Source organism: Streptomyces sp. NPDC002499, assembly GCF_053595415.1.
Genome location: NZ_JBSFXO010000003.1, coordinates 521,285 through 541,542, shown reverse-complemented (window position 1 = coordinate 541,542; position 20,258 = coordinate 521,285). Strand labels below are relative to the sequence as shown.

Annotated in this window: 14 protein-coding genes; 8 read left to right on the top strand and 6 right to left on the bottom strand. The window is 73.2% G+C overall.

Annotated features, from left to right (window positions below; translation table 11 throughout):
• Both ACWD5F_RS10335 and ACWD5F_RS10330 read right to left on the bottom strand, forming a co-directional pair.
• Positions 1-726 carry an FMN-binding protein gene (locus ACWD5F_RS10335; RefSeq protein WP_451252945.1) on the bottom strand — a complete coding sequence of 242 codons (726 nt, stop codon included), beginning with the start codon at positions 724-726 and terminating at the stop codon, positions 1-3.
• A gap of 20 nt (positions 727-746) precedes the next feature.
• Positions 747-2,084, bottom strand: a complete 1,338-nt coding sequence (locus tag ACWD5F_RS10330; protein ID WP_451252943.1) for a ferredoxin reductase family protein — start codon at positions 2,082-2,084, stop codon at positions 747-749.
• 154 nt (positions 2,085-2,238) lie between these two features.
• On the opposite strand from ACWD5F_RS10330, the gene ACWD5F_RS10325 reads away from it, so the two are divergent.
• Genes ACWD5F_RS10325 through ACWD5F_RS10315 form a run of 3 tightly spaced genes read left to right on the top strand, consistent with a single transcriptional unit; the run spans position 2,239 to position 5,430 of the window.
• Complete coding sequence (locus tag ACWD5F_RS10325) at positions 2,239-2,928, top strand: response regulator transcription factor (protein WP_401717175.1); 690 nt, start codon at positions 2,239-2,241, stop codon at positions 2,926-2,928.
• Complete coding sequence (locus ACWD5F_RS10320) at positions 2,925-4,385, top strand: sensor histidine kinase (RefSeq protein ID WP_451252941.1); 1,461 nt, start codon at positions 2,925-2,927, stop codon at positions 4,383-4,385. The genes ACWD5F_RS10325 and ACWD5F_RS10320 overlap by 4 nt, the downstream gene beginning before the upstream one ends.
• A 52-nt stretch (positions 4,386-4,437) precedes the next feature.
• A complete protein-coding gene (locus ACWD5F_RS10315; protein ID WP_451252940.1) occupies positions 4,438-5,430 on the top strand; it encodes an NAD-dependent epimerase/dehydratase family protein in 993 nt (330 codons plus the stop codon).
• Positions 5,431-5,460: 30 nt separating this feature from the next.
• Here the strand turns inward: ACWD5F_RS10315 and ACWD5F_RS10310 are convergent, their stop codons facing one another.
• Both ACWD5F_RS10310 and ACWD5F_RS10305 read right to left on the bottom strand, forming a co-directional pair.
• Positions 5,461-6,579: a sensor histidine kinase gene (locus ACWD5F_RS10310; protein WP_451252938.1), complete on the bottom strand. Its 1,119-nt coding sequence runs from the start codon at positions 6,577-6,579 to the stop codon at positions 5,461-5,463.
• Between the two features lie 3 nt (positions 6,580-6,582).
• Positions 6,583-7,389, bottom strand: a complete 807-nt coding sequence (locus ACWD5F_RS10305; RefSeq protein WP_451252936.1) for a response regulator transcription factor — start codon at positions 7,387-7,389, stop codon at positions 6,583-6,585.
• Positions 7,390-7,500: 111 nt separating this feature from the next.
• On the opposite strand from ACWD5F_RS10305, the gene ACWD5F_RS10300 reads away from it, so the two are divergent.
• From ACWD5F_RS10300 to ACWD5F_RS10290, 3 genes are read left to right on the top strand one after another with little or no spacing between them, the layout of a single operon-like run.
• Positions 7,501-8,223, top strand: a complete 723-nt coding sequence (locus tag ACWD5F_RS10300; RefSeq protein WP_451252934.1) for a glycosyltransferase family 2 protein — start codon at positions 7,501-7,503, stop codon at positions 8,221-8,223.
• Positions 8,220-8,837: a TIGR04282 family arsenosugar biosynthesis glycosyltransferase gene (locus tag ACWD5F_RS10295; protein ID WP_401717162.1), complete on the top strand. Its 618-nt coding sequence runs from the start codon at positions 8,220-8,222 to the stop codon at positions 8,835-8,837. The genes ACWD5F_RS10300 and ACWD5F_RS10295 overlap by 4 nt, the downstream gene beginning before the upstream one ends.
• Before the next feature lie 5 nt (positions 8,838-8,842).
• The gene (locus tag ACWD5F_RS10290; protein ID WP_451252932.1) at positions 8,843-9,547 is read left to right on the top strand and encodes a class I SAM-dependent methyltransferase; all 705 of its coding nucleotides are present in this window, start codon (positions 8,843-8,845) and stop codon (positions 9,545-9,547) included.
• On the opposite strand, the gene ACWD5F_RS10285 is transcribed toward ACWD5F_RS10290, so the two are convergent.
• The gene (locus ACWD5F_RS10285) at positions 9,481-10,008 is read right to left on the bottom strand and encodes a hypothetical protein (RefSeq protein WP_451252930.1); all 528 of its coding nucleotides are present in this window, start codon (positions 10,006-10,008) and stop codon (positions 9,481-9,483) included. The genes ACWD5F_RS10290 and ACWD5F_RS10285 overlap by 67 nt on opposite strands.
• Positions 10,008-11,252 (bottom strand): molybdopterin-dependent oxidoreductase, encoded by a 1,245-nt coding sequence (locus tag ACWD5F_RS10280; protein WP_451252928.1) that lies wholly within the window; start codon positions 11,250-11,252, stop codon positions 10,008-10,010. Before ACWD5F_RS10280 ends, ACWD5F_RS10285 begins: the two co-directional genes overlap by 1 nt.
• A 197-nt stretch (positions 11,253-11,449) precedes the next feature.
• Here ACWD5F_RS10280 and ACWD5F_RS10275 point away from each other — a divergent pair, with 197 nt between their 5' ends.
• Both ACWD5F_RS10275 and ACWD5F_RS10270 read left to right on the top strand, forming a co-directional pair.
• A complete protein-coding gene (locus ACWD5F_RS10275; protein ID WP_451253192.1) occupies positions 11,450-12,766 on the top strand; it encodes a hypothetical protein in 1,317 nt (438 codons plus the stop codon).
• Between the two features lie 472 nt (positions 12,767-13,238).
• Positions 13,239-20,258, top strand: a complete 7,020-nt coding sequence (locus ACWD5F_RS10270; protein ID WP_451252926.1) for an SDR family oxidoreductase — start codon at positions 13,239-13,241, stop codon at positions 20,256-20,258.

Sequence of the window (20,258 nt, the reverse complement as noted above, 5' to 3'; positions counted from 1 at the left end):
TCAGGCCGCCTTCGCGTCGAGCGCGGCCTGGAGGGACTCCTTGTAGCCGTCGCTGGTGATGGTCGCGCCGGACACCGTGTCGATGTCCGCGCTCTGCTTCTTCAGCGTCTCCGAGATCAGGACCGGCACGGCGGCCGTGGTCTGCGGGTGGTTCGGCTGCTGGAGCATCTTCACGGCGCTGATCTTGTCGCCTTCAAGGGTCACCTGGACCTGCACGGGGCCCTTCTCCGTGTTCACAGTGGAACCGGTGAGGGTCTGCGAGGTCGCGGCGGGGGACGAGGCCGATGCCGAAGGAGAAGGCGACGCGGCCGCCGACTCGTCGTGCGCGTCGATCGCCGCCTGGAGGGACTCCTTGTAGGCGCCGCTGGTGATCGTCGCGCCCGACACCGTGTCGATGTCCGCGCTCTGCGCCTCCAGCGTCTCCGAGATCAGCACCGGCACGGCGGCCGTGGTCTGCGGATGGTTCGGCTGCTGGAGCATCTTCACGGCGGAGATCTTGTCGCCGTCGAAGGTCACCTGGACCTCGACGGGACCCTTCTCGGTGTTGACCAGCGTGCCCTTGACGACTGTGCCGGAGGACGTTCCGGACGAGGTGCCCGAGGAGGCGGACGGTGTCGAGGCGGGCTCGGACGCTTCGGTGGACGTCGTGCCGAGGGACGGCTCGTAGCGCCAGACCGGGACGAGGCCGGCGATGCTCAGGACGACGACGGGTATGGCTCGCTTCACGATGGCTCTCTCAGTCTCTCTCAACCGGCCAGGCTGAAGCGCTCGAAATGGATCTGCTGCTTGGGCACGCCCAGGTCGCCGAGGCTGCGCAGCACCGCGTTCATCATCGGGGGCGGTCCGCACAGGAAGACGTCCCGGTCGCCGATGTCCGGGACCAGCCGGGCGAGTTCGCGCGGCGCCAGCTTGTCGGGCACGGGCGGTCCGGTGACCAGGTGGAGTTCGGCGCCCTTGGCCAGGGCCAGGTCGCGCAACTCGTCGTAGAGGACGGCGTCCTGGTCGAAGGCGACGCGGTAGATGACCACGGCGTGGCCCTCCAGGTCCTCCAGCAGGGCCCGGATCGGGGTGACGCCGACGCCGCCGGCGATGAGCAGGGACTCCGCCTTGGTGCGGTGCAGGGTGGTGAAGGCGCCGTAGGGGCCCTCGGCGAAGACGCGGGTGCCGACCTTCAGATGGCGCAGGGCGGCGCTGCCCTCGCCGGCCGCCTTGGCGGTGAGGCGCAGGCTGCGGCCGTCGGGGGCGGCGGAGAGGGAGAAGGGGTTGGCCTGCCACCAGCGGTCCCGGGTCAGGAAGCGCCACAGGAAGAACTGGCCGGCCTGCGCGGGCAGTTTGTCGAGGTCCTTGCCGGTGATGGTGATCGAGACGACGTTGTGGGACTCGGGCACGACCGCCGCGACACGGAACTGGTGGCGGGTGTTGCGCCACAGCGGCAGGACCAGGCGGCCCAGGGCCACCGAGCCGAGGGCGACGCCCCAGACCCCGTACCAGTACGCCGTCGCGGCGGACGAGGACGTGAAGGTCGTACCGACCGCGACCTGGTGGGTGAAGGCGAGCACCACGGCCACGTAGGTGTAGAGGTGGATGAAGTGCCAGGTCTCGTAGGCGAGGCGGCGGCGGGCGGAGCGGGCGGAGACCGCGCCGACCACGAGGATGATGCCGAAGGCGACGACGGCGCGGAAGACGCCCTCGGTGGTCTCGGCCAGGTCGATGATCTCGCTGACCGGGCCGACGCCGGTGCCGTCCGCGTAGCCGAAGGTGATGAAGACGACGTGCGCCAGCAGCGTCCACAGGATGCCGAAACCGGTCCAGCGGTGCCAGGAGGTCAGCCGGTCCATGCCGATGCGGCGGTCGAGCCAGGGCAGCCGGGCCACGAGGACCAGCTGGAAGGCCATGAGGAGGGCGCCGTAGAGGCCGGCCGCCCGGCCGATCACGATCAGCGCGTTGGAGGCGAAACCCGCCTGGGCGAAGAAGTAGGCGACCACGGCCACGTTCGCGGCCAGCACGGCGTACAGGCTCGTGCGCGCCACCACCCTGGGCCGTATCGCCGTGGGGGGCGCGGGGGGCGATTGGACGGTCGTCACGGGACGGCAGCTCCTAGATCGGGACCTGGATATCCGAAAGCTTGGCTGGCCAGGCCTGTCGTTTTGCTGTCGGACAACTTTCAAGTGCTTATCGATACGGTCGCCCGAGGACACCGGCCGTGGCATTCCAGCCTGGGTGGCGCACTATGTGCGGGTGGAAAAAGTACGACTCCTCGTCGTGGACGACGACCCGCCGATCGCCGACCTCGTCGCGACGGTCGCCCGTTACGAGGGCTGGGAGGCGGTCACCGCGAACTCCGGTGAGGAGGCGTTGCGGCGGGCCGCCGAGTTCCATCCGGACATCGTGGTGCTCGACCTGATGCTGCCGGACCTGGACGGCTTCGGCGTGCTCGACCGGCTGCGCGGCTCGGGGACGATGGTGCCGGTGGTGTTCCTGACCGCGCGGGACGCGGTCGCCGACCGGGTGGCCGGGCTGACCCGGGGCGGTGACGACTACCTGGTCAAGCCGTTCGCGGTGGAGGAGCTGATGGCTCGGCTGCGGACCGTGCTGCGGCGCAGCGCCGGGCCCGGGTTCCAGCGGTCGGTCCTCCAGGTCGCGGACCTGACGATGGACGAGGACACCCGTGAGGTGCGGCGCGGCGACAAGCTGCTCACGCTGACCCCGACCGAGTACGAGGTGCTGCGCTTCCTGATGCGCAAGTCACCGACCGTGATGACCAAGGCGCAGATCCTCGACCATGTGTGGGAGTACGGCTTCGGGGGCCGCTCGAACGTGGTCGAGCTGGTCGTCAGCCGGCTGCGCCGCAAGCTCGACGACACGGGCGAGCCGCTGATCCACACCGTGCGGGGCTTCGGATACGTGATCCGGCTGGTCGCCGAGTGATCGGGAGGCTGAGCCGGACGTACCGGAGGCTGCGGCTCGGCACCCGCCTGGCGCTGGGCCTCGGGGTGCTGGCCCTGGTGGCGTTCGCCGTCGTGGGCACCGCGCTGACGATGTACATGCGGGACTATCTGTCGGCCCAGCTCGACGACCAGCTCGGCCTCGCGCAGACCGCCCAGTCGAAGAACATCGCGGCGAAGGGCTCCCTGGAGGGCAAGAAGTACTACCGCTGGTACTACGCGGTGTACGACGTCAAGGACGGCAACCCGGTGCTGCGCAAGCCCGAGGACAGCTCGGACCTGCCCACGGACATAAAGGACCTGACAGCCCTGGCCAAGGCGCAGGCCTCCGCCGACTCGGAACTGCTGCGCACCCGGAACATCACGGGCGAGGGCGAGTACCGGCTGCGCGCCTGCGAGGTCGAGCCCGGGGTGGTGCTGGTCAGCGGGGCGCCGATGGACAACATCGACGACACGGTTCAGCACCTGGTCGTCATCCAGGTGGTCGCCTTCGGGGCCGCGCTGCTGGCCCTGGTGGTGTTCGGCCGCCGGCTGCTGCGGCGCGGTCTGCAACCGCTGAGCGACATGGCGCACACCGCGCACGGCATCGCCTCGCACGACCTGACCGAGTCGGCGGCGCGGCTGCCGCTGCGCGCGGACGAGCGGGGCGGCGGCCCGGAGGTCGAGGAGCTGCGCACCGCCTTCAACACGATGCTGGAGCACATCGACGACTCCCTCGCGGTCCGCGCGGAGGCGGAACAGCGGCTGCGCCGGTTCGTCGCGGACGCCTCGCACGAGCTGCGTACTCCGCTCATGTCGGTACGGGGTTACGCGGACCTCTTCCAGTACGCCGCCGCCAACGCGCCCGAGGAGCGGGACAAGCACCTGGCCCGGCTGCGCGCCGAGGCCGCCCGGATGGGCGTGCTTCTCGACGACCTGCTGCTCCTCGCCCGCCTTGACGCGGCGGAGGTGGAGGCGCCGCTGCGGATGCGGGACGCGGACCTGGTGGAACTGGCCGAGGAGGCGTCGGACGCGTTCCGCGCGAGCCACGCCGACCATCCGCTGACGGTCGAGAAGGGCCCCGAGTCGCTCCGGCTGCGCCTGGACCCGCAGCGCGTCCGCCAGGTCCTGGACAACCTCCTCACCAACGCGGCCGTCCACACCCCCGTCGGCACCCCCGTCTCGATCTCGGTCGCGGCCGAGGGCTCCGGCGCGGTGGTCCGGGTCACGGACGCGGGCCCCGGCATCCCGGCCGCCGACCGAGAACGCGTCTTCGACCGCTTCTACCGCGTGGACAAGGCCCGCAGCCGCGACCGGGGCGGCAGCGGCCTGGGCCTGTCGGTCGCGAACGCGCTGATCCGGGCGCACGGCGGGACGATCGAGGTGGGCGGAGGACCGGGCGGGACGGTGTTCACCGTACGGCTCCCGCTCAGCGGTACGGCAGGTCTTACGGACCCGTGACGTGCGGGGCGTGGGCCCTCGCCGAGCCGGGTCGCCGCCCTAGCGTGGACGCATGCGTGTACTGGTCACCGGCGGTGCCGGGTTCATCGGGTCCCATGTCGTGCGGGCACTGGAGTCACACGGGCACGAGCCCGTCGTGTACGACGACCGCGCCGACCCCGCCTGCGACGTACGGGACCCGGACGCCGTCCGCGGCGCCCTGTCCGGCGTCGACGCGGTCTGCCACCAGGCGGCGATGGTCGGCCTCGGCGTCGGTTTCGCGGACGCCGCACAGTACGTCTCCCGCAACGATCTCGGCACCGCCGTGCTGCTCACCGCCATGGCCGAGTCGGGCGTACGGCGCCTGGTGCTGGCCGGGTCGATGGTCGTGTACGGCGAGGGGCGGTACGTCTGTCCCGCGCACGGCGTGGTCCGGCCGGGCCCGCGTGCGGTCGCCGACCTCGACGCCGGCCGCTTCGAACCGTCCTGTCCGGTGTGCGGGGCGGAGCTGTCGCGCGGGCTGGTCGCGGAGGACGCCCCGGTCGACCCGCGGAACGTGTACGCGACGACCAAGCTGACCCAGGAGCACCTGGCGGCGGCGTGGGCCCGGGCCACCCCCGGTGCCTCGGCGGTGTCGCTGCGCTACCACAACGTGTACGGCCCCGGCATGCCCCGCGACACCCCGTACGCGGGCGTCGCCTCCTTCTTCCGCTCGTCGCTGGCCCGCGGTGAGGCACCGCGCGTCTTCGAAGACGGGCGCCAGCTACGGGACTTCGTTCACGTACGGGACGTGGCGGCGGCCAACGTGGCGGCGCTGGAGGCGAGTTCGGCCGAGGGCGCGCTGACGGTCTACAACACCGGCAGCGGCGAACCGCACACGGTCGGCGAGATGGCCCGCGCCCTGGCCGCCGCGCACGGCGGCCCGGAGCCGGTGGTCACCGGGGAGTACCGGCTCGGCGACGTACGGCACATCGCGGCCGACTCGACGCTGCTGCGCACGGAGTTGGGGTGGAAGGCGGGGGTGGGGTTCGAGGAGGGGATGCGGGAGTTCGCCGCGGCGGAGTAGAGGTCATGGGCGTGGGGTGGGACGGGCGGCTCACGCCTCGGACACCGCGACCGGCAGCGTCACCTCGAAGCGGCATCCGCCGGGGATGTTCCGTACGGTGGCCCGGCCCTGGTGGGCCTCGACGATGCCCCGGACGATGGCGAGGCCAAGGCCCGCTCCGGCGGGGGGAGTTCGGGCGTGGGTACCGCGCCAGCCCGTGTCGAAGACACGCGGGAGGTCCTCCTCCGGGATGCCTCCGCAGCCGTCCGTCACGGACAACACCACGCCTTCGGGGGAGCGTTCGGCGGCCACCGCGACCGTGCCGTCGGCCGGGGTGCGCCGGATCGCGTTGATGAGCAGGTTGCCCAGCACCCGGCTCATCTCCTTGCCGTCCACCTCCACCGGAACGGGCTCGACCCGGCCCCCGATCAGCCGTACGCCGTGCTCGCTGGCCAGCGCGTCGGCGCCGGCCAGCGCGTCGCCGACGAGGTCGAACAGGGAGATCCGGCTGGGGCTCAGCGCCAGCGCCCCCGCGTGGATGCGGGAGAGTTCGAAGAGGTCGCCGACCATGTCGTTGAGGCGTTCGACCTCGGTGCGGATCTGGCGGAGGTAGCGGTCGGGGTCGTCGGCGACGCCGTCCTCCAGGGCCTCGGACATCGCGCGCAGTCCGGCCAGCGGGGTGCGCAGATCGTGGGAGATCCAGGCGACCAGCTCGCGCCGGGAGGACTCCAGGGCGCGCTCGCGTTCCCGGGACTCGGCGAGTCGGGCGCTGGTGCTCTCCAACTCCCGGCTGAGGTCGGCGAGTTCGGCGGTCGCCGCGCCCTCGGGGGTGGTGAAGTCGCCGCCGTCGCCGAAGGAGCGGGCGGCGAGCGCGAGGGCGCGGCTGCGGCCGACGACCCAGCGGCCCAGCAGCAGCGCGGTGGCCAGGGAGACCACCGTGGCCATCGCGACGACCGTCGTGACGACGCTCAGGTCATGGCTGGACAGGAACATCGCCTGCGCCACGGCCAGCGTCCCCGCGAGCATCGCGGTGACGGCGACGGCGGCCACCACGGCGAGGTGCGCGACGACCGAGCGCCGCCGGATCAGCAGCAGCACACCGGCCCCGAGGAGCCCGGCCGCGGCGGCGCCGAGAAAGGCGAAGAGCGCGATGAGGACGGTGTCTCGCATGGCTCAGGCCTCCTGTCCGGAACCGTCTCCGGGGGCGTCCGGCCCGGAGCTGTCCTGACCCGGCGCGTCCTGACCTGCGCCATCGTGCGCGGCCGCGTCCTGTCCCGCCGCGTCGAACCGATAGCCGACCCCCCACACCGTCTGGATCAGGCGCGGCCGGGCCGGATCGTCCTCGACCTTGCCGCGCAGGCGCCGGACATGGACCGTCACGGTCGACAGGTCGCCGAAGTCCCACCCCCACACCTCCCGCATCAGGTCCTCCCGGCTGTAGACGTGCCCGGGATGCCGCAGGAAGAAGGCGAGGAGGTCGAACTCCCGGATGGTGAGGGCCAGTTCGACACCGTCCTTGTCGGCGCGGCGGGCCGCCGGGTCGAGCGAGAGACCGGCCGCGCGCAGCGGGCCGCGCGGCGCCGACACGGGCCGGGCGCGGCGCAGGACGGACTCGACGCGCAGCACCAGTTCGCGGGGGCTGAAGGGCTTGGTGACGTAGTCGTCGGCGCCGACCTCCAGGCCGAGGATGCGGTCGTCCTCGTCGCCGCGCGCGGTGAGCATGATCACCGGCACGGGTCCCTGTCCCCGCATCCGCCGGCACACCTCCAGGCCGTCCATACCGGGCAGCATCAGGTCGAGGACGACGAGATCCGGCCAGTGCGCGGCGGCCCGGGCCAGCGCGTCGGGGCCGTCGCCGGCCCGGTCGACCACGTATCCGGCCCGGTCGAGGTATCCGGAGACGACCTCGGCGACGGTGGGGTCGTCGTCCACGACGAGGACCCTCGCCCCGTCCGGTGCGTACGGCTGTTGCTGCTCCATGCCGCCAGCCTCGCACCCGGCCCGCTCCGATGCCGTCGCAGGCCTCTGACGTCCGCGTTTCGTAAGAATCCGAAGTCCGGAATGCCCGTTTTCCGTTCGTAGGGTGAGACCGTGACGACCACCCCCACTCCCTCTCCCTTCCCGGCCGTGGCGCCCGCCGGCGTCGACGTCGTGCTCCCGTGTCTCGACGAGGCCGAGGCGCTGCCCGAAGTCCTGGCGCGGGTGCCGGCCGGCTGGCGCGCCCTCGTCGTGGACAACGGCTCCACGGACGGTTCGGCCGAGCTCGCCCGCGCGCTCGGCGCGACCGTCGTGCGCGAGGAGCGGCGCGGTTTCGGCGCCGCCTGCCACGCGGGCCTGCTGGCCGCCACGGCGGACATCGTCTGCTTCTGCGACTGCGACGCGTCCCTCGACCCGGCCGACCTGGTGCCCTTCGTGGACCGGATCCGGTCCGGCGAGGCCGATCTCGTCCTGGGCCGGCGCCGACCGCAGGGCCGCGGCAGCTGGCCGCCGCACGCCCGGGCCGGCAACCTCGCCCTCGCCCGGCTCCTGCGCCGCCGCACCGGTCTGCGCCTGCACGACCTCGGCCCGCTGCGCGCCGCCCGCCGCGATGCGCTCCTCTCCCTCGGCCTCACGGACCGCCGCAGCGGCTACCCGCTCCAGATGGTCGTGCGCGCCGCCGAGGCGGGCTGGCGGATCGCCGAGTACGACGTCCCGTACCGTCCGCGCCTCGGTGCCTCGAAGGTGACCGGGACCTGGCGCGGGACCTGGCAGGCGGTACGGGACATGAACCGCGTACTGGCCGAACGCCCCGCCGACCAGGGAGCCCTGCGATGACCGCGACCACGCTCCTCGTCATCGCCAAGGAACCCCGGCCCGGCCGGGTCAAGACGCGACTGACCCCACCGTTCACGCCGGCGGAGGCCGCGGCTCTCGCCGAGGCGGCGCTCGCGGACACCCTCGACACGGTGGCGCGCACCCCGGCCGACCGCCGGGTCCTGGTCCTCGACGGCGCGCCCGGGCCCTGGCTGCCGCCCGGCTTCGAGGTGGTGCCGCAGTGCGCGGGCGGTCTCGACGTCCGGCTCGCGGCGGCCTTCGCCGGCTGCACCGGCCCGGCCCTCCTCGTCGGCATGGACACCCCCCAGGTCACCCCGGACCTCCTCACCGTCGACTTCGCCGACTGCGACGCGTACTTCGGTCCCGCCGAGGACGGCGGCTTCTGGTCCCTGGGCCTGGCCGCCCCCGACCCCGCGCTCCTCCTCGGCGTCCCCATGTCGACCCCGCACACCGGCGCCGCCCAACGGGCCCGGCTGGCGGGCCTGCGGGTACGGGAGCTGCCGTGCCTCCGCGATGTGGACACGGCGTACGACGCGGAGGTCGTCGCGAGGGCGGCGGCCGGAAGTCGATTCGCCGCCCGATGGACCGAGTTGAGCGGAACGGGGGTTCGGTGAGCGGCGTGACGAGGGTGGCCGAGCGGGTCGCCCGGCAGAGCGGCTCGGTCGAGGGACGGCCCTGGTCCGCCGATCCGTACTCCGACGCCCTGCGCAGCGGCCGGGGGCCGCTCTTCCTGCGGCGGGCCGACGGCTGGCTGCTGCCGTTGGAGGTCGAGCGGTGGTGCGCGGACGCCGACGCGGTGGATCTGGGGGTGCTGCGGCGCTGCGAGGGCGCGGTGCTGGACGTCGGCTGCGGGCCCGGGCGGCTGGTCGCGGCTCTGGCCGTACGGGGCCGGCGGGTGCTCGGCATCGACGTGAGCGAGGCGGCCGTGGCCCGCACGGTCGCCCTCGGCGGACAGGCCCTGCACCGGTCTGTCTTCGAACCGCTGCCCGGTGAGGGCCGTTGGGGCACGGCGCTGCTGATCGACGGGAACGTCGGCATCGGCGGCGACCCGCGCGCGCTGCTCGACCGGACCGCCCAACTCCTCGTCCCGGGCGGCCTGTTGATCGCCGAGACGGTGGCGGGACTGGACGTCGACGAGCAGATCCACGTACGCGTCACCGACGCCCGCGGGACCGTCGGCACCGCCTTCCCGTGGGCCCGGCTCGGCACGCCGGCCCTGCTGCGCCTCGGTGAGCGGGCGGGCTGGCGTGCCGTCGATCAGTGGTCGGCCGACGGCCGTTCCTTCGTCGCCCTGCGCAGCCGCACCGCGTACAGCAGGACGTAGAGCAGGGCCGAGCCGCCGAACAGCGCCGCCGTCAGCAGCAGCCAGCGGGTCGCGAAGCCGTCGGCGGACAGGCCGGTGGCGGCGGTGTAACGCCCCGCCACCTCGCCGCCGATCAGCGGGAACCACACCAGCAGGAGCAGCCCGGACAGGACGGCGGGCACGCGGACGTACATCACCGCGCCCGGCCGTCGGCCCGCCGCCCGCACGAGCACGCGGTCCGCCGCCGCGTACAGCGGGAGCAGCACCAGGTCGTGGAGCAGGGCGGCGCCGACGATCCACAGCGCCACGTCGAACCAGTCACGGTCGAGCAGTCGCACCCCCGCGTAGGCGGCGAGCGCGAACGAGCAGGCGAGCAGCAGGAGTTGGAACGGGCTGCCGAGTTCGAAGCGGGGGCGGAACGGGCCGCCGAGCCGGAACCGGGGGCGCATCGCGGGTCGCCGGCAGCCGAGGGTCAGTCTCATCACAGGTCTCCGAACGTCAGTCGGGCCACCCACTTGGTGTTGAGCACTCCAGGCGCCGCGGGCACGATGATCCGCGCCGGGTGGCCGTGGTCGGGGGTGAGTTCCGCCCCGTTGACGAAGAGGGCGAGCAGGGAGCGGGGGTCGGCGACCTGGTTGGCGCGCAGGGCCGCCCGGCGGAACGAGCCGTGCATCTGAAGCGACTCGACGAAGACGTCGGTCGGCTCGTCGTGTCCGACGAGGGCGGCGAGGTCCCGCAGCCGTACCCCGCGCCACCGTTGGTCGGAGGTGGCCCAGCCCTCGACGCAGGCGATGGGCAACGCGGCGCTGTTCAGAGGGAGTCGGAGCAGTTCGGCCCGGCTGAGCCGGACGGTGCCGCCGCGCCCCGTCACCACCAGGCGCCAGGCCTCCTCGCTCGTCTCGGCCGCCCTGATCCCGGCGTACGCGGCGGTCTTGTTGATCTGGAAGGCGCCGGGTCCGCTCCCGGGTTCGGCGCCGCCGTGCGGGGCGAGGACGGCGCTCCAGCGCAGCCCGTCGAAGCTCCGCCCCACCGTCGTACCGAACAGCAGCAGCGAACCGCCCCCGACCAGGCCGACCGCTCCACGCCGGGACACGGTGGTCGGGCCGGGGTTCGGAGAGGTCAACTCGTCGCCCTCGCCCGGCGGTTCGTGCGCTCCGGGCCGTCCCCGCAGCACGCGCAGATTCCGCAGGGCCACCGGTGTCTTCAGCACGGCGTGCGCGACGAACGCGGCGAAGAACACCCAGGCGCCGTAGAAGTGCAGGGTGTAGAAGGAGCCGGGGAAGATGTAGTCGAGTTGGACGTTCAGCACGCCCGTGACGAACTCGAACAGGCCGCCGCCGACCAGGAGCAGCAGCGAGAGCCGCTCCAGCGCGTGGGCCAGGGAGCGGGCCGGCGGCAGCGTGAACAGCTTGGGCACGACCGACCACAGCTTGGCCAGCAGGACGGGGATCAAGGCGATCCCGAGGGTGACGTGGACGCCCTGGGTGAGCCGGTACAGCCAGTGCGGGTCGGTCGGCCAGGCGAACAGGTAGAAGCCGAGCAGCCCCTTGCCCGGGGTCTTGTCGTTCACCGACGACAGGTCCGGGTTGTAGGCGGCGTACGACAGCAGTCCCGTCACGAACAGCACCGTGATCCCGCCGAGCAGGACGAGGCCGAGCAGCGAGGTGAACCAGGGCCCGCGCAACGGGCTGCGCCAGAACGCGGGCGAGAAGGGAGTGCGTGGCATGCCCCGACGGTAGGTCCGCGACCACCCTTGAGAGGGTCTGCGAATCATGACGAAAGTCTGACGTCCGCCCACGTCAGCGCCTCGGACGGGCCACGGCGGCCTAGCGTTGCCGCGTGCACCGCGACCTTCTCGAGGACCTGTCCCGCGCCCTTCACCGACCGCTCGTCCGTGCTCCTGGCCGCGGCCTCCGTCGCGATCTGTCTCGTGGCCCACGTCGTGATCTCTACGCAGCTCTCGCCGCCGCCCTCCTCGTCCTCGCCGCCGTCCTCGTCGGCCGGGCGATCCAGCACCGCGACGGCTCGCTCCGCGTCAACTGGCCGCCCCTGCTAGCGGACTGGCACCCGCACGTGGGCCCGGGCACGCCGGCCGCGATCGTCGTCGCGGTCGGCGTCGTCGCGTACGGCCCGGCGCTCGCCGCCCGACTCCCCTGGCGCCCGCTGCTGTTCGCGGTCTGGGCGGCGGGATCGGCGTGGACGTGGTCCCTGGCCCTGGTGGACGGCTGGTACCGGGGTGTCGCCGAGCAGCTGACCACGAGGAACGAGTACCTGCGCTCCGTCGACCGCTTCCACGACATCCCGTACGCCCTGCGGGACTTCACCCACCACATCCTGATCGACTCGCCCGCCAACTGGCCCGCGCATGTCGCCGGGCACCCCCCGGGCGCCACCCTCACCTTCGTGCTGCTGGACCGGATCGGACTGGGCGGCGGTGGCTGGGCAGGCGCCTTCGTCATCACCGTCGGCACCACCGCGGCGGTCGCGGTCCTGGTCGCCGTACGGGCCCTGGCGGACGAGGAATTGGCCCGGCGCGCGGCCCCCTTCCTGCTGCTGGCGCCGGCCGCGGTGTGGGTGGGCACCTCGGCGGACGGCTACTTCGCGGCCGTCGCCGCATGGGCACTCGCGCTGCTCGCCCTCGCGGTCACGGGACACCGGCCGCGGTGGACCGGCCTCGCGTCCGGTCTGCTCTTCGGCCTGACCGCCTACCTCTCGTACGGCCTCACCCTCTTCGCCCTGATCGCCGCGGCCGTACTCGTCCTGGGCCGCTCCCGCGCCCGCGCGCTCCCCTTTGTCCTGGCCGGACTCGCCGTCGTACCGGCCGTGTTCACCGCGCTGGGCTTCAACTGGTGGGAGGCGTACCGCCTGTTGGTCACCCGGTACTACCAAGGTGCGGGCGGCGTCCGCCCGTACGGCTACTGGGTGTGGGCGAACCTGGCCTGCGCGGCGATCATCGTGGGCCCGGCGACGGCGGCCGGCCTGCGCCGGGCAGGTGCGGCCCTGCGGCGATCCGACCGGACGTCCACCGGCCGCCTCGCGCTCCTCGTCGCCGCCACCCTGCTCGCCCTCCTCCTCGCGGACCTGTCCGGCATGAGCAAGGCGGAGACGGAACGCATCTGGCTGCCGTTCGCGATGTGGCTTCTGCCGGCCTGCGCGTTCCTGTCCGCCCCACGCGCCTGGCTCACCGCCCAGGCCGTACTCGCACTGCTCGTCAATCACCTGTTGCTGACGGGTTGGTGAACAACGCGGCGGGAAGAACGCGGCCGCGAAGAAAGCGCTCCCATTCCGGTGACTGTCGACTGAAACTACAACAGCGGCTTTTGACTGCGGATGGACGGAATTCGGTGACGCACAATTCCGCGCACAGTTCCCACGCGGACCGCGACACGAAGTATTTACGTGGGCTCCGCCTCCCTGTCCGTCACGTTTCGAAGGCATGTGACACAAGTGAATGTGAGCGCGCCCCGGAGGGACTTGGTCGCGGAATGGCCGGATTTTCGGAAGTTTGGGATGAGCTGGCGCAACTGGCTGGATCATGGCGGAGGGCCGATCGACCGCGTAGGCGATGTTGACCCGCGGGTAACCATGGGGCTAGCTTTTCACTAGTTATCCACACGACTTTCCACGCATAACGGTGTGCCCTTTCGCACCGGTTCGCCGCTCGTAGGCCGTATCCCCCCACCGTGCAGTTTCGCCGTTCATTCGGAGAATCATGACGTCTGCCCTGCGCGCCGAAGACTTGATCATTGGAATCACCCCGCTGCGTGAACCGGACGCCCGACTCGCCGCGGCCGTCAGCCACTCCGGCGGTCTAGGCGTACTGGATCTCGGACCCGGTGACCGAAGAACGAGAGAGGCCCTGGCGCGCTTGCGCCGCTGGGCGCCCGGTACCTACGGGGTGCGCCTCGGAGCCGGCTGCCGGATCCGGTCCGGTGAGCTCGCGGACGGCCCGACCACCGTGGTCCTGGCCGCCGACGCGCCGCTGCGGGTTGCGGATCTCGCCGGGGCTCATCGCGTCCTCGTCGAGGTCACCGACCTCGACCAGGCCCTCGACGCGGTCCGTTCCGGCGCGCACGGGCTGATCGCCCGCGGCAGTGAAAGCGGCGGGCGGGTCGGCGAGTTGAGCACGTTCGTGCTTCTCCAGCAGCTGCTGGGCGCACCCGGCGTGGACGTCCCGGTCTGGGCCTGCGGGGGCATCGGTCCGCGTACGGCCGCCGCGGCGGTGGCCGGCGGGGCGGCCGGGGTCGTGCTCGACAGCCAGCTCGCGCTGCTGGCCGAGTCCGGGCTGCCCGAGGCGGCAGCGGCGGCGCTGCGCTCGATGGACGGCTCCGAGACGACGGTCGTGGCAGGGCATCGGGTGCTGCACCGCCGGGGGCCTGACGCTCCCAAGGTGCGGACCGGTGACCCGGCCGAGGTGGCCCGCTCCCTCGGCGCCCAGGATCTGCGCACCCAACTGCTGCCTGTGGGTCAGGACGGCTTTCTCGCAGCTCAGTTCGCCGAGCGGTGGGGTGATGTCGGCGGGGTGGTCCGCGGACTGACGGCCGCCGTGCGGGACGCCGTGCAAAGCGATGCACCCGCCCGGGCACTGCGCCACCACTCCCCCATGAGCCAGGCTCTCGGCACCGAACTGCCCATCGCCCAGGGGCCGATGACCCGGGTCAGCGACCAGGCGGGCTTCGCCGCGGCGGTCGCCGACGGGGGCGGACTGCCGTTCATCGCGCTGGCGTTGGCGACCGGCGAGCAGACGCACGCGGTGCTCACCCAGACCCGGGACGCCGTGGCGGGACGGCCCTGGGGCGTCGGAGTGCTCGGCTTCGCGCCCGAGGAGACCAGGAACGCCCAGCTCGAAGCCGTACGACAACTCCGGCCCACGCACGCGATCATCGCCGGCGGCCGGCCCTCGCAGGCCGAGGCGCTGGAGGGTGCCGGGATCCGCACCTTCCTGCACGTGCCCTCGCCGGGGCTGCTGCGGCAGTTCCTGGAGGCGGGCGTCCGCCGGTTCGTCTTCGAGGGCTCGGAGTGCGGCGGCCATGTCGGGCCCCGCAACAGCTTCCCGCTCTGGGAGGCCCAACTCGCCGTACTGGAGGACTTTCCCAAGGCCGAGGGCCTGGAGGTGTTCTTCGCGGGCGGTGTGCACGACGAGCGGTCCGCCGCGATGGTGGCCGCGCTCGCCGCCCCGCTGACGGCCCGCGGCGCGGCCGTCGGCGTCCTCATGGGCACCGCCTATCTGTTCACGGAGGAGGCGGTGGAGTGCGGGGCGATCCGGCCCCTGTTCCAGGAACAGGTCGTACGGGCCACCGGCACCGCCCTCCTGGAGACCGCGCCCGGCCATGCCACCCGCTGCGTCCGGAGCCCGTTCAGTGACGGTTTCCGGGAGTTGGGGGACGAACTGCGTGCGCGGGGCGTCCCCGACCGGCGGATGTGGGAGGAGCTGGAGCGGCTCAACGTCGGCCGTCTGCGCATCGCCAGCAAGGGCGTGGAGCGGGATGCCGGTGGGGAGCTGGCCGCCGTCGACGAGGAACGCCAGCTCGCCGAGGGGATGTTCATGGCCGGCGAGGTGGCCGTGCTGCGCTTGGCGACCACGACCGTCGGCGCGCTGCACCGCTCGGTGACGGCGGGCGCCGCCGAGTTCTACGCCGGGCGGTCCCGTGAACTCCTCGACGAGGACGGGGACTTGGGTGAGGAGGCCGCACCCGAGCCGCTCGACATCGCTGTCGTCGGCATGGCCTGCATGTTCCCGGGGGCACCGGACCTCGCCTCCTTCTGGGCCAATGTCCTGGGCGGTCACGACGCGGTCGGCGAGGTGCCGGCCGCCCGTTGGGATCCCGCCGTGCACTGGTCCGAGGACGGCACGGGCGTCACCCCGTCCAAGTGGGGCGGCTTCCTGCCCGAGATCCCCTTCGACCCGCTGCGCTACGGCATCCCGCCGACCTCTCTCGGCAACATCGAGCCGGTGCAGCTGCTGGCCCTCGAAGCGGCCCGGCGGGCGCTCGAGGACGCCGGATACGGCGAGCGGGGACGGGAGTTCGACCGGGCCCGCACCTCGGTGGTGTTCGGCGCGGAGGCGGGCAGCGACCTCTCCAACGCCACCACCCTGCGGGCCGTCCTGCCCTCGTACTACGGCAAGGTCCCCGACGGGCTGGCCGAGCAGCTGCCGGACCTCACCGAGGACTCCTTCCCCGGCATGCTCGCCAACGTTGTCTCCGGCCGGATCGCCAACCGGCTCGACCTCGGCGGCGCCAACTACACCGTCGACGCGGCCTGCGCGTCCTCGCTGGCCGCGCTGGACGTCGCCTGCAAGGAACTCGTGGGCGGCACCAGCGACGTCGTGCTGTGCGGCGGCGCCGACCTGCACAACGGCATCAACGACTACGTGCTCTTCTCATCCGTGCACGCCCTCTCCCCCACCGGCCGCTCCCGGGCCTTCGACAGTTCGGCCGACGGCATCGCGCTCGGCGAGGGCGTCGCGTGCGTCGTCCTGAAGCGGCTGTCCGACGCCGAGCGTGACGGCGACCGGATCTACGGTGTGGTCAAGGGAGTCGGCAGCTCCAGCGACGGCCGCTCACTGGGCCTGACCGCGCCGCGCCCGGAGGGGCAACGGGCCGCGCTGCAGCGGGCGTACCGCAACGCGGGGGTCTCACCGGCCGAGGTCGGTCTCGTCGAGGCGCACGGCACCGGGACCGTGGTCGGCGACCGTACCGAACTCACCATCCTCAGCCAGGTGTTCACCGAGTCCGGTGCCGCGCCCGGCAGTTGTGCGCTCGGCTCGGTCAAGTCGCAGATCGGGCACACCAAGTGCGCCGCAGGGCTGGCGGGACTGATCAAGACCGTGCTGTCCCTGTACACCGGGGTCAAGCCGCCCACCCTGCACGTACGGCGGCCCAACGCGGCCTGGCGGGAGGGCGAGAGCCCCTTCGTCTTCCACACCGAGGCCCGCCCCTGGGCGGTGCCGGCCGGCGAACGCATCGCGGGCCTGAGCGCGTTCGGCTTCGGCGGCACCAACTTCCACGCCGTGATCGAGGCCCACGCCGACGCCGTACCGCCCGCCCACGGCCTCGACGCCTGGCCGGCCGAGCTGTTCACCTTCCGGGGCACGGACCAGGCGGCGGCCCGGCGGGGCATGGAGACCCTCCTGAAGACGGCGGAGTCCTCCGGCACCGACGGCCGCCTGCCCTGGCGCCTGCGGGATCTCGCGCTCGCCGCGTCCCGCAGGTCGGACGCCCGCCATGAGCCCGTCCAGGCGGCCGTGGTCGCGACGGACGTCGAGGGGCTCGTGACCCAACTGCGGCGGGCGCTGGCCGGGGAGCATGATCCGGGGGCCGGGATCCATCTGGCGGAAGCCGTCGGAGAGAGCGGCGCGGAATCTGCCGCGGCAATCGGCACGGAACCCGGCGTACGGTCTGTCCCGGAAGCGCCCGGCAAAGTTGCCTTCCTCTTCCCCGGGCAGGGCAGCCAGCGGCCCGGGATGCTCGCGGACGTCTTCGTCGCCTTTCCCGAGCTCCAGTACTTCCTCCAGCTCGGGCGCGACCACGCCACCGCGCTGTACCCGCCCACCGCCTTCGACGACACCGCGCGCGACCGCGCGCAGGCCGATCTGACCGACACGCGGGTCGCCCAACCCGCCCTCGGCATCACCTCGCTCGCCGCGTACGCCCTGCTCGGGGCGGCGGGCGTGCGGCCCGACATGGCGGCCGGGCACAGCTACGGCGAGCTGGCCGCCCTGTGCGCGGCCGGCGTGATCGAACCGGAGGCGCTGCTGGAACTGAGCGCCGAGCGCGCGGCGGCGATCCTCGCGGCCACCGGCGGGGACGACCCGGGCGCGATGGCCGCGGTCGCCGCCGGCGCCGAGGAGGTCGCGGCGGCTCTGCGGGCGACCGGTGCCCCCGATTCGGTCGTCCTCGCCAACCACAACTCGCCCCGCCAGACCGTGGTTTCGGGCCCGACGGACGCGGTCACCACCGCCGTACGACTGCTGCGCGAGACCGGTCTCGGCGCCAAACGCATCCCCGTCGCCTGCGCCTTCCACAGCCCCCTGGTGGCGGACGCGGGCGAGCGGTTCGCCGAGGCGCTTGCCGAACGGCCTGTGCAGCCACCGGAGTTCCCTGTCTGGTCCAACCGCACCGCCGCCCCCTACGCCGGTGACGCCGACGCGATCCGCGCCGAACTCGCCGCCCAGATCGGCTCACCGGTCCGCTTCGTCGCGCAGATCGAGGCGATGTACGAGGCCGGGGCGCGGATCTTCGTGGAGGCGGGGCCCGGGACGGTGCTGACCCGGCTGGTCGGCCAGATCCTCGGGGACCGCCCGCACCAGGTCGTCGCGTGCGAGCCGCGGGCCGGCAGCGGGCTGCGCGGCTGGCTCGACGCGCTGGCCCAACTGGCCGTCGCCGGCGTGCCGGTGCGCACCGGATGGCTGTTCCAGGGGCGGGACGCCGTCGACGCGACCAAGGCGACCCCGCCCCGGCGCCCCGGCTGGACGGTCGACGGCCAGCTGGTCCGTACGGCCGCAGGAGACACCCTTCCCGGTGCGCTCGCACCGGCTCGACGCGTTGTGGAGACGACCGTGACGACGAACCAGCCGGGCCCCGCCCCGGTCAACCGGGACGAGCTGATCGCCGAATTCCTGCGCACCAGCCGGGAGATGGTGGCCGCGCAACGGGACGTCCTGCTGACGTACTTCGGCGCGACGGCCCCCGGACAGTGGGTACCCGCGCCCGCGGCCCCTCCCGTGCAGTGGGTCCCGGGGACGGCCACCGCACCGGTACCGGCAGCCGTCGCCGCCGTCCCGCAGGACGCGCCCTCGCCCCAACTCCCTGTGGCTGCCCAGGAATCCGCGCCCGCCGCCGAGGCTCTCGGCGAGGCGGACGTCCTAGCCGTCGTTCTGGAGATCATCAGCGAACGGACCGGCTACCCCGTCGACATGATCGAACCCGACCTCGACCTGGAGGCCGACCTCAGCATCGACTCGATCAAACGGGCCGAGATAGCGGGCGAGTTGGCGAAGCGGCTGGGCATCGGCGCCGGGATGGATGTGACCGCTCTGGACGACTCCGAACTGGAGGACCTGGCGAAGGCCCGTACGGCGGGCGCGGTGACGGACTGGCTGGCGGCCCGCCTGACCGGACCCACGGCGCCGGCGCCCGAACAGCCGGGGACGACCCAAGACGGACCTGGCGCCCCCGCTGCTCCGGCCGAGCCCGACACCCCGGAGGTCGGTGGCGTGGCGCCCCGGCGCTTCGTACTCCGGCCCGTTCTCCTCCCCGGCCGAGGCGGCGCCCTTGACGGCCAGGGCATCTCCGTCGACCCCAACTCCCTCGCCCCGCAAGGGAAAACCGCCCTGTCCGGGAAGCGCTTCGTCCTCCTCGGTGACGACGACACCGCGGCCGTGGCCAGTGAGGTCGCCGCCCGGCTCGCCGCGCACGGCGCCGAGGTGACGCCGCTCGCCGCAGACCACCTGCTGACCGAGGCCGACGGAGCCGTGGACGGCGTGCTGTTCCTCGACCCGCTCGCCGGCGCCCGGCCCCCTGTGCTGCCCGACGCCTTCTCCGTCCTCCAGGCGGTCCTGCGGCGCGCGCCGCGCCACCTGCTGGCGGTGCGTCCCGCGGAGTCGCAGCTCCGCTCGGCGGGTCTGCACGGGCTGTTCCGTACGGTCGCCCGCGAGTACCCGGAGATCCGCGCGAGGATCGTCGACGTCGACGACCTCACGCCAACTGCCGTGGCCGACGCGGTCATCGGCGAGTTGACCGCCGACGACGACGCTCCCGTGGTGGTGCGCGGCGCGTCCGGACGGCACGGTCTGGAGCTGACCGAGGTACCGCTCGGGGCACTCGCCACCAACGGGGCCGGACCGGCCGGTGACGGCGCCGCCGAGGCCGCCGCGCTCGGACTCGACCGCGACTCGGTGGTACTGCTGGTCGGCGGCGCGCGGGGCATCACCGCGAAGTTCGCCGCCGCGCTCGCCGGGGCCTCCCGGTGCCGTATCGAACTGCTCGGCCGTACGCCCGCCCCGGCCGGCCCCGAGGACCCGGCGACCGCCGCCGCCCGCACCCCCGCCGAACTGCGCGCCGCCCTCGCCGCCCAGGGCGGCCGCTCCCCCGCCGACATCAACCGCGCCGCCGAACTCCTGCTGGCCCAGCGGGAGATCACCGCCACCCTGGCGGAACTGGCCGCGCTCGGCAGCCCGGCGCGCTACCACTCCGTCGACTTCCGGGAACCCGACGGCGCCCTCCAGGCGGTGAAGGAGATCCACGCCGAGCACGGCCGCCTCGACGGGGTCGTCTACGCGGCCGGGGTGATCGAGGACCGGCTGATCGCGGAGAAGACCGCCGAGTCCTTCCAGCGGGTCTACGGCACCAAGACGGAGGGCGCCGAGACCCTGCTGTCGGCGCTGGCCGAACTCCCCAACGGCCCTGCCTTCGCCGTGCTGTTCGGCAGCATCTCGGCCGTGCTCGGCAACCGCGGCCAGGTCGACTACGCCGCCGCCAACGACGCGCTGGAGAGCCTCGGCACCGCCTGGGCGGCCCGCACCGGGCGGCGCGCGCTGACCGTGCACTGGGGGCCGTGGGCGCCCACCGGCGGTCATCACGGCATGGTGACACCGGAGTTGGGCCGCGAGTACGCCCGGCGCGGGATCGGCCTGATCGACCCGGAGGAGGGCACCGCGGCACTGCTGCGCGAACTCGCCTGGGGCGAGGAGTCGATCCGGTCCGTCGTCTACACCGCGTCGGGCTGGTGA

What these genes read in the sequence shown, in the direction of transcription:
- ACWD5F_RS10315 (WP_451252940.1), top strand. Translation starts at nt 4,438, where the DNA reads ATGCGTGTACTGGTCACCGGCGGTGCCGGGTTCATCGGGTCCCATGTC.
- ACWD5F_RS10310 (WP_451252938.1), bottom strand. Translation starts at nt 6,579, where the DNA reads ATGCGAGACACCGTCCTCATCGCGCTCTTCGCCTTTCTCGGCGCCGCC.
- ACWD5F_RS10305 (WP_451252936.1), bottom strand. Translation starts at nt 7,389, where the DNA reads ATGGAGCAGCAACAGCCGTACGCACCGGACGGGGCGAGGGTCCTCGTC.
- ACWD5F_RS10295 (WP_401717162.1), top strand. Translation starts at nt 8,220, where the DNA reads ATGACCGCGACCACGCTCCTCGTCATCGCCAAGGAACCCCGGCCCGGC.
- ACWD5F_RS10285 (WP_451252930.1), bottom strand. Translation starts at nt 10,008, where the DNA reads ATGAGACTGACCCTCGGCTGCCGGCGACCCGCGATGCGCCCCCGGTTC.
- ACWD5F_RS10280 (WP_451252928.1), bottom strand. Translation starts at nt 11,252, where the DNA reads ATGCCACGCACTCCCTTCTCGCCCGCGTTCTGGCGCAGCCCGTTGCGC.
- ACWD5F_RS10270 (WP_451252926.1), top strand. Translation starts at nt 13,239, where the DNA reads ATGACGTCTGCCCTGCGCGCCGAAGACTTGATCATTGGAATCACCCCG.